This is a genomic window from Acinetobacter sp. UBA6526 (genome assembly GCF_002434875.1).
Taxonomy (GTDB): Bacteria; Pseudomonadota; Gammaproteobacteria; order Pseudomonadales; family Moraxellaceae; genus Acinetobacter; species Acinetobacter venetianus.
The window spans coordinates 1-8,528 of the sequence record NZ_DJLC01000043.1; the positions used below are offsets into that span (position 1 = coordinate 1).

General features: G+C 37.1%; 11 protein-coding genes. 7 read left to right on the forward strand and 4 right to left on the reverse strand.

The window, feature by feature from the left end; genetic code table 11:
- From B4237_RS02625 to B4237_RS02635, 3 genes are all read left to right on the forward strand, one after another.
- Positions 1 to 1,050 (forward strand): 30S ribosomal protein S1 (locus B4237_RS02625; RefSeq protein WP_286941240.1); only part of this gene is annotated, 1,050 nt, incomplete at its 5' end.
- A gap of 157 nt (positions 1,051 to 1,207) precedes the next feature.
- Entirely contained in the window at positions 1,208 to 1,510 is a 303-nt protein-coding gene (locus B4237_RS02630; RefSeq protein WP_004879864.1) for an integration host factor subunit beta, read from the forward strand.
- Positions 1,511 to 1,528: 18 nt separating this feature from the next.
- A complete protein-coding gene (locus tag B4237_RS02635) occupies positions 1,529 to 1,894 on the forward strand; it encodes a lipopolysaccharide assembly protein LapA domain-containing protein (RefSeq protein WP_278595152.1) in 366 nt (121 codons plus the stop codon).
- Between the two features lie 70 nt (positions 1,895 to 1,964).
- Here the strand turns inward: B4237_RS02635 and B4237_RS02640 are convergent, their stop codons facing one another.
- Positions 1,965 to 2,291, reverse strand: a complete 327-nt coding sequence (locus B4237_RS02640) for an AzlD domain-containing protein (RefSeq protein ID WP_019384491.1) — start codon at positions 2,289 to 2,291, stop codon at positions 1,965 to 1,967.
- Positions 2,288 to 2,944 (reverse strand): AzlC family ABC transporter permease, encoded by a 657-nt coding sequence (locus B4237_RS02645; RefSeq protein ID WP_278595153.1) that lies wholly within the window; start codon positions 2,942 to 2,944, stop codon positions 2,288 to 2,290. The genes B4237_RS02640 and B4237_RS02645 overlap by 4 nt, the downstream gene beginning before the upstream one ends.
- A gap of 89 nt (positions 2,945 to 3,033) precedes the next feature.
- Between B4237_RS02645 and B4237_RS02650 the strand changes: the two genes are divergently transcribed.
- Positions 3,034 to 3,582, forward strand: a complete 549-nt coding sequence (locus tag B4237_RS02650) for a helix-turn-helix domain-containing protein (protein WP_061518424.1) — start codon at positions 3,034 to 3,036, stop codon at positions 3,580 to 3,582.
- Between the two features lie 108 nt (positions 3,583 to 3,690).
- A complete protein-coding gene (gene pyrF, locus B4237_RS02655; RefSeq protein WP_278595154.1) occupies positions 3,691 to 4,371 on the forward strand; it encodes an orotidine-5'-phosphate decarboxylase in 681 nt (226 codons plus the stop codon).
- 73 nt (positions 4,372 to 4,444) lie between these two features.
- Here pyrF and B4237_RS02660 read toward each other — a convergent pair whose 3' ends face one another.
- Positions 4,445 to 5,362, reverse strand: a complete 918-nt coding sequence (locus tag B4237_RS02660) for a lysine exporter LysO family protein (protein WP_278595155.1) — start codon at positions 5,360 to 5,362, stop codon at positions 4,445 to 4,447.
- Between the two features lie 47 nt (positions 5,363 to 5,409).
- On the reverse strand, positions 5,410 to 6,924 hold the full coding sequence (locus tag B4237_RS02665; RefSeq protein ID WP_278595156.1) for a flavin-containing monooxygenase: 1,515 nt from the start codon (positions 6,922 to 6,924) through the stop codon (positions 5,410 to 5,412).
- 157 nt (positions 6,925 to 7,081) lie between these two features.
- Between B4237_RS02665 and B4237_RS02670 the strand changes: the two genes are divergently transcribed.
- Together B4237_RS02670 and zapE are read left to right on the forward strand one after the other, a co-directional pair.
- The gene (locus B4237_RS02670; protein WP_026094098.1) at positions 7,082 to 8,101 is read left to right on the forward strand and encodes an AraC family transcriptional regulator; all 1,020 of its coding nucleotides are present in this window, start codon (positions 7,082 to 7,084) and stop codon (positions 8,099 to 8,101) included.
- Between the two features lie 118 nt (positions 8,102 to 8,219).
- Positions 8,220 to 8,528, forward strand: a 309-nt coding sequence (zapE, locus tag B4237_RS02675) for an AFG1/ZapE family ATPase (RefSeq protein WP_286941247.1), incomplete at its 3' end; no start/stop codon positions are given.

Genomic DNA, 8,528 nt, shown 5'->3' on the forward strand with positions numbered 1-8,528 from the left:
GGCGGTATTGATGGTCTTTTACATATCACAGATATGGCTTGGAAGCGTATCAAGCACCCTTCAGAAGTGGTTGAAGTTGGTCAAGAAGTTACTGTTAAAGTACTTAAGTTTGACCGTGAGCGTAACCGCGTATCTTTAGGTCTTAAGCAATTAGGCGAAGATCCATGGTTAGCGATCATGAGCCGTTATCCTAAAGGTTCTATCGTTAAAGCACGCGTAACTAACTTAACTGACTACGGTTGCTTTGCTGAAATCGCTGAAGGCGTTGAAGGTTTAGTACACGTTTCAGAAATGGACCACACAAACAAAAACATCCACCCATCTAAAGTAGTTCAGATTGGTGACGAAGTTGATGTTATGGTTCTTGAAGTTGACGAAGAACGTCGTCGTATTTCTTTAGGTATCAAACAAACTCGTGCTAACCCATGGGAAGAGTTTGCTAAGTCTAATGAAAAAGGCGAAAAAGTTTCTGGTACGATCAAGTCAATCACTGACTTCGGTATCTTCATCGGTTTATCTGGTGGTATCGACGGTTTAGTACATTTATCTGATATTTCTTGGAACGAACAAGGCGAAGAAGCTATCCGTCGTTACAAGAAAGGTGACACAGTTGAAGCAGTTATCTTATCTGTAGACGCTGAAGGTAACCGTATCAGCCTTGGTATCAAGCAATTAAACAGCGACCCATTCAATGACTTCTTAGCTGCGAATGAACGTGGTGCTTTAGTTAAAGGTACTGTAACTGCTGTTGACGCTAAAGGCGCTACAGTTAAGTTAGCTGATGACATCGAAGCAACTCTTAAAGCATCTGAAATCAACCGTGATCGCGTTGAAGATGCGACTAAATTCTTAGAAGTTGGTCAAGAAGTTGAAGCGAAGATCATTAACGTTGATCGTAAATCACGCTCTATCAACTTGTCTATCAAAGCGAAAGACGAAGCAGAAGAGAAAGAAGCTGTGAACAACGCTCGTCAAGCTGCTGCTACTCAAGCTGCAGAAAGCAATGGTCCTAAGACTATTGGTGACTTAATTAAAGCTCAAATGAAGTAATTTGTTAAAAGGTACGTTTCTTGTAACAGAGACGTACTTTTTTATACAAAAATACTGTAAACGGTAGCGTAGTATTGATGTACTGCGCTACCGTTTTGTATTTAAACAGGTTATTATTAAAAACATTGAGAAGTAGCGATAATTAAAGAGGTCATCAATGACTACTGAAGCACTTAATAAATCTGATTTAATTGAACGGATTGCACTTAAAAACCCACACTTAGCTGAGCCTTTGGTTGAAGATGCAGTTAAGATCATGATTGATCAGATGATCGAAGCACTTTCGAGTGGTGATCGTATTGAAATTCGTGGTTTTGGAAGCTTTGCTTTACATCACCGTGAACCACGTTTAGGTCGTAATCCTAAGACAGGTAGAGCTGTTGATGTTGCGGCAAAAGCAGTTCCTCATTTCAAACCTGGTAAAGCACTTCGCGATGCGGTAAACGAATCAGCTAAATAAAAAAGAGAGGTGCAGCTTATGCGCTATGTATTAATTGCATTACTCGTTGCTATTTTTGGCTATGCTTTAGCCTTGGTTCTTCAGAATCCAGCGGAATTACAAGTAGATCTATTATTTACTCAAGTTCCTGCAATGCGTTTGGGTTTATTACTTTTGTTAACCCTAGCATTAGGAATTGTTGTTGGTTTATTGTTGGGTGTTCAGGTTTTCCGAGTGTTCCAAACAAGTTGGGAAATCAAGCGTTTACGTAAAGATATTGATCACCTTAGAAAAGAGCAGATTCAACTTGCACAACAGGCTGCTGCTGAAGCTGCTTCAAGTGTAAGGCATGAGAAAACTGTTCTAGATATTAATCCTGAAGGTCAATCTCGCACTCCACTGTAATTAAAGAATTCTAAGATTATTTATAATCTAAAAAATAGCTCTTTGTGTTAATCAAGGAGCTATTTTTTTACTAAGAAAAACCTAAATATCTTAAAGTTGCTGTTACTACGATTGCCACTAGAATGACAACAATCAAAGAGTATCTTTTCCAAGCAAATAAAATTGCAACCGAAACGCCAATTATTTTGCTTATTCCACTAAATTCATTTTCTGTAAAAATTGTATTGAATACAGCTAGTGTAAATAAAAGAACGCAAGCTGAATCTGAAAGCATTTGTCGATGATGCTCTTTAAAAGCAATTCGATTTGCAAGGTAAATGCCAGAATATCGAATGAGATAAGTTCCGATTGATAAGATCGTAATTCCAGCAATTATATAAACAGTGTCGTATTTCATTTTGATTTTCTTCCTAAGAGTAAACCAAACATAGAAATTAAGACTGGTAAGCCTGTAGGTAAAAAGGGAATAGAGGCTAATGATAAACCACTTCCTAAGAACACCCTGTTTCGAGTCGTTTTATTTTTCAAAAGTGGGAGTATCAATGCAAAGAGAATGGCAGGAAATGCCGCATCAATTCCGAAGGCATAAATATTTGGAATATTCTGACTCAATAAATAACCAATAGTGACACCTACTGGCCAAAGAACAGCTATACCTATTCCACACATCCAATACGCTGATTTTTTTATAGCTGGTTGTTGTTGGCTCAATCCAAACATGACACTTTCATCATTCATGATGTGACATGCAATAAAACGAAAAGCATTTTTTTCTATAAAGTCAGCAACAGATAATCCAAATGGTAAGTGACGTAAATTAATGAGAATCCCTGTAAACGCAGCAAAAATGGGATTTGTACCCGTTGCAATCATACCAATAAAAGTAAATTCAGCAGCACCAGCGAGAACTGTCAAAGAAAGCGCAAGCGGAATCCAAAGCGGAATATTAAAACTAGCAGCAACAGCGCCTAATGAAATCCCAACGATGCCTGTAGCTACAGAGATCAAAACAATTGCTTTGATTAGGTCATATTGTGTTTTATTAGACATATCTGATTTCTATATCAAACGAACGTACGATATAATAGTTCATTGTTATGCTGTTCGTCAAAACGAACAATCGTTTTTTATGGTGTACTATGTCATTGCCAATTGAAATCGTTGCAAAAGGTTTGCAGAGAGAAAGACAAAAAGCTGGATTATCACTAGCAGAAGTCGCTAGACGTGCTGGTATTGCAAAATCGACTTTATCTCAGTTGGAAGCTGCACAAGGAAATCCTAGTTTGGAAACCTTATGGGCATTGTGTGTAGCTTTGGACATTCCATTTGCTAAATTAATGGAAAGCAATATTGCTCAAACTCAAGTCATTCGTTTCGGCGAAGGCCCATCTGTTTCATCAGAAGTAGCACATTATCAAGCAATCTTATTAGCGAACTGTCCAACAGGTGCAAGACGTGATGTTTATATCTTGACAACTCAGCCCGGTGAGCCGCGTTGCAGTAAACCGCATCTGATTGGTAGTGTTGAGCACATTATTATTATGAAAGGTAAAGCGAAAGTCGGTCTGATTTCTGAACCAATGATATTGGAGGAGGGTGATTATATTTGCTATCCTGCGGATCAAGATCATATTTTTGAAGCATTAGAATTAGATACGCGTGCAATATTAATTTCTGAACAAAGATGATTTAGGTTTGATAGAAATGCTTTTTTTCATTAAGCGTGTTTTCATACTTTGTTCATTTTATTATTCACTCTATAATTAAGCCGATTTTTATGTGATGGAACTAGATTCGTGAGTATTATTGTTGCCTTAGACGCAAAAAGCCAATATGACGCCTTAACAATTGTAGAACAGCTTGATCCGTCACTTTGTCGCGTCAAAGTGGGTAAAGAATTATTTACGCATGAAGGACCATCGGTTGTTAAAAATTTACAAGATAAAGGTTTTGAAGTATTCCTTGATTTAAAATTCCATGATATTCCAAATACGACAGCTCAAGCTGTATGTGCTGCTGCGGACTTAGGTGTGTGGATGGTCAATGTACATGCATCTGGCGGTCGTAAAATGATGGAAACTTGTGTAGAGCGTTTAAAAGCAGGTAACTATAAGACTCAACTCATTGCAGTCACAGTTTTAACTTCAATGGGTCGTGAAGATTTACGTGATATTGGTTTAGATATTGAACCAGTCGAACAAGTAAAACGTTTAGCGAAATTAACTCAAGAAAGTGGTTTAGACGGTGTTGTATGCTCAGCACAAGAAGCAAAAATTCTACGTGATATGTTGGGTCAAGAGTTTGCATTGGTTACGCCGGGTATTCGTCCTGAAGGTTCAAATGCAGATGACCAAAAACGCATTGTCACACCTAAACAAGCAATGTTAGATGGTTCTACTCATCTAGTCATTGGTCGACCAATTACTAAGGCTGAGAATCCCACTGAAATGTTGAAATCTATTTTAGCTTCTATCTAACTCATTTGTTTTATAAAAATAGGTGGTATGAATTGCCACCTATTTTTATTTGAATTGCATGGTTTTTTAGTAATTAGAAATTTAAGCTCAAAAATAAACTAATTAATAACGGTGCGAGTAACGATAAAATTAATCCACTCATCATTGCATGGGGTACATAATGCGTACCGCACGATTGTTTTACCATCGCAAGTGTAACGTCCATTGAGGTGGCACCTGCACTCGAAATTGCAGAGCGAGGGAAACGCCAACCTAGGCAATACATCAATAAAATTGCAAAAATTTCTCTAAATAAATCTGTTAATAATGCAATTCCACCTAGCTTAGGTGAGTGCAACTCAGTAAATAAAATTCCAGACATTGAATACCAGCCGTAACCTTGGGCTAATGCCATAACTTCATTTAGATGATACTGCTTAGACAAGAGTAAATAATTAAAGAGTGCTGCAAGGCAAGAGCCAATAAACGCGGCTAAAGGCACTAAGAGAATTCGCCAGCTTAACCAACTACGGTCAAATTGTGTAAATGCGAGTTCGATACCGATGAGAAAAATAAAAATGAGTAATAAATACCAACTGTTGAAGTTAATTTGTATTTCAGACCTATTTATTAATATGCCTAGTAGAATACCAACACCTAGCGCTAGAAAGGCTTTGGCTATATTTTTTAAAGCATTCACAAATAGGTGTAATGAAATCTTGCCTTGTACGCTTTGCCGATCAATCAATTTGTACGTCAATAAACAAACAAAGAATGAACCAATCGAGGTCGTAAAAGCAATCAAGATTGCTGGCGGAAGGATAGTCGTAGGATGATCAATATGATTGAGCGCTTGGGTCAATTCAAATGCCACACTTACTAATAGAATATAAGAAAAATAAGGAAGAATTTTAAATACAAATTGCTTTAGATGTTTAGAAAGATGGGGTGCTATGAAATAGCCTAAGCTAATCGAAATAAATATTTGTAAGATTAAAATAAATGAATGCATAAAAAAAGCAGGTTATTTATAACCTGCTTATTATGAAGAATTATCGATTAAGCTGCATTGTTTTTTGCATTCGCTGTTATGCTTATAAAGTTATAATCAGCAACATTCACTTTGCGAGTTTCTAACCAATATTTCCAAGTATAAGTTGGCCATAAAGAGAAGTTTTTACCATCAGCCGCTTGATACCAACTGCTGCAACCGCCAGCTTGCCAAACTGTTCCTTTCAGTTGTTCTTGTACGCGTTCATTAAACTGATCTTGTACATCATGTTTGATTTCAACAGCTTGTGTGCCAGTTTTATCTACAGTTTGAATGAGTTGTAAGATGTAATTCACTTGTGACTCGATCATGAAGATTACCGAGTTATGACCAAGAATCGTATTAGGCCCTAAGAGTTGGAATAGGTTAGGGAAGTTCTTAGTGCTTACACCATAATAACTTTCTGCACCATCTTTCCATGCTTGCTTAAGCTCGATCCCATTACGACCAACACAGTTGAAGTGCTTTAAGTAAATACGCGGGTCAGTAATAAAGCCTGTACCGTAAATCAAGCAATCAATTTGACGTTCTTGACCATCTTTTGTGATGATTCCGTTTGCAGTCACTTCTTGGATGCCATCAGTTACCAATTCAACATTTTTACGATTAAACGTAGGGAAGTATTTGTTTGAGATCAAAATACGTTTACAACCCATAACAAAGTCTGGGGTTAGTTTTTTCGCCAATTCCTTGTCTTTCACTTGGAAACGGATAAATGCTTCAGCAAGTTTTTGTCCATATTTCATAATTTGTGGTTGTACAATTGGTACAACACGTGATTCATTAGTCCAGTACAGGCGAGTGCGGTGAATTTGACGATAAATATTTGAAGCTTTAAAGAGTGATTTACTCAGTTGTGAATATTTACGTTCGTCACGCGGAATCACCCATGCTGCTGTGCGTTGAAACACATAAAGTTGTTTAACATCTTTCGCAATTTCAGGGATATATTGAATAGCACTGCCGCCTGTACCAATGGATGCAACAGATTTACCTTCTAAACTATAGTCGTGATCCCATTGTGAAGAATGGAATACTTTGCCTTTAAACTTCTCGATTCCTTTTAGATGCGGAACTTGGGGAACGTGTAAAGGCCCAGAGGCAAAGATAACAAATTGAGCTTCAAGTGTTGGTTGATCTTTTAGTTCTAAAGTCCAAATATTGCGAGTTTCGTCAAACTCAGCATGAGTTACTTCATGGTTGAACTTACAATAATCTTTCAGTTTATATTGATTAGTAATATCTTGAATATATTCGAAAATTTCATCTGCTTCTGCGTAGCGCTTTGACCAGTCTGTTTTAGGTGCAAATGAAAGAGAATACATATGTGATTGAACATCACAAGCTGCACCAGGATATTGGTTTTCACGCCATGTACCACCGACATCATTGGTCTTTTCTAAAATCACAAAATCTTTGATTTGACTTTGTAATAGTCGAATTGCCATTGCTAATCCACCAAAACCAGCACCAATAATTGCAACTTTAGTTTTTTGAATCGCATTTTGGGATACTTCACGCATAGCCTACGCCCTATATACAGCTAAATTTTGTGCAATTTTAAAGGTTTTATTGAGATTAAATATGATTGTATAGACGCAAAACTTGATCATTTCGGCAATTCATTTGCTCGTTCATTTGTAGTACAACATTAAAGTTTTGAGAATTGTATTTAGTGAGATGAAAAGATCTATCCTCGGATTGATGTATTTGATTCAAGGCATGCGGCATGTCGGTATTGATGTGGATGCTCGCCTCGCAGATATGGGAATTCAAGCTGATGCTTTAGATCCAAGCTCTATTATTCCAGATGCAATTGAATGGGATATTTTACAGCATATTAGTCAGGATCTTCGTGCTGAACAAGGTCTGTTTATCGGTCAGCATTATGCACTCGCAGGTTATGGGCCTTTTCTCATGTTGTTGGTAACAAGTGAGAATTTACATACTGCTTTGCACAATGGTGTCCGTTTTCAGCGTTTAACTCATCTTTTTGGTTCATTGGATCTCAATATTACTGAGCATCAAATCTATTTAGATTATCAGCCTGTTCAATTGGACACTCACTTAGGTCATTTAAGAGCACAATGCGAAATTTCAGGTACTTATAAGTTTTTGCAAGATATTTTCAAGATGATGGGGCTTGAAACGCCTAAAATTAAAATTGAATTACCATTTCAAAGACCTGCTGATTTATCATTATTATCTGCATATCAAGAATATTATGGACAAGATGTCAAATTCGACTGTAAACAAGCATCGTTTATTCTGAATGATATCGAAATTTTAAAAGTAAAAATTCCTTCTGCTGACGCGATTACTTGTCGTGTTTATGAAGAAAAATGCCTACAAGACTTAGCGAACTTGCAGAAAAGTGAAAAGCAAAAACTTACTGTTGTTGAGTATGTCGAAGATTATTTAGAGCTGCAAAATGGAATCATTCCAACGATGGCAGAAACGGCATGTGCTTTACATATTCCTGAGCGTACATTAAGACATCAATTGCAGCAAATGCAGACCAGCTATAAAGAAATTCGTGAACGTCTGATCAAACAGAAGGCAATAAAATTTATAGAAGACAGTTCTTATTCGATTGAACAAGTGGCAGAATTGCTTGGTTATTCTGAACCAGCAGCGTTTAATCATGCGTTCAAAAGATGGTTTGGACAGAGCCCAAGACAATATAATCGAAATAATTAAATGATTAAAAATGGTACATTATGATGTTTAAACTCTATGATAATTAAGCCTAAAATCTAATGTCTTTGAACTCAATGTTCGATATAATTTTCACTAATTAAAATTGCAATAACACCTTATGTCAAATTCTAAACCAGACTCATATAGCACTGCATTTATCCCAACATCACCTGCAGAGCGTTATGCTCAAGCACTTGATTCAGGACAATTCATGCCAGATGAAGCGCAAGCTGAGGCAGTGCAAGAGTTAGATCGAGTATGGAAAGAGTTACTCACTCGCTATAAAGCATCAAAGAAGGCATTTCGACGTTTCCGTCGTCAGACCTATCCAAAAGGTGTTTATATGTGGGGTGGTGTAGGTCGTGGGAAAACATGGCTAATGGATCAGTTCTATGATGCTGTTCCATTTCGTCGTAAAACACGTATG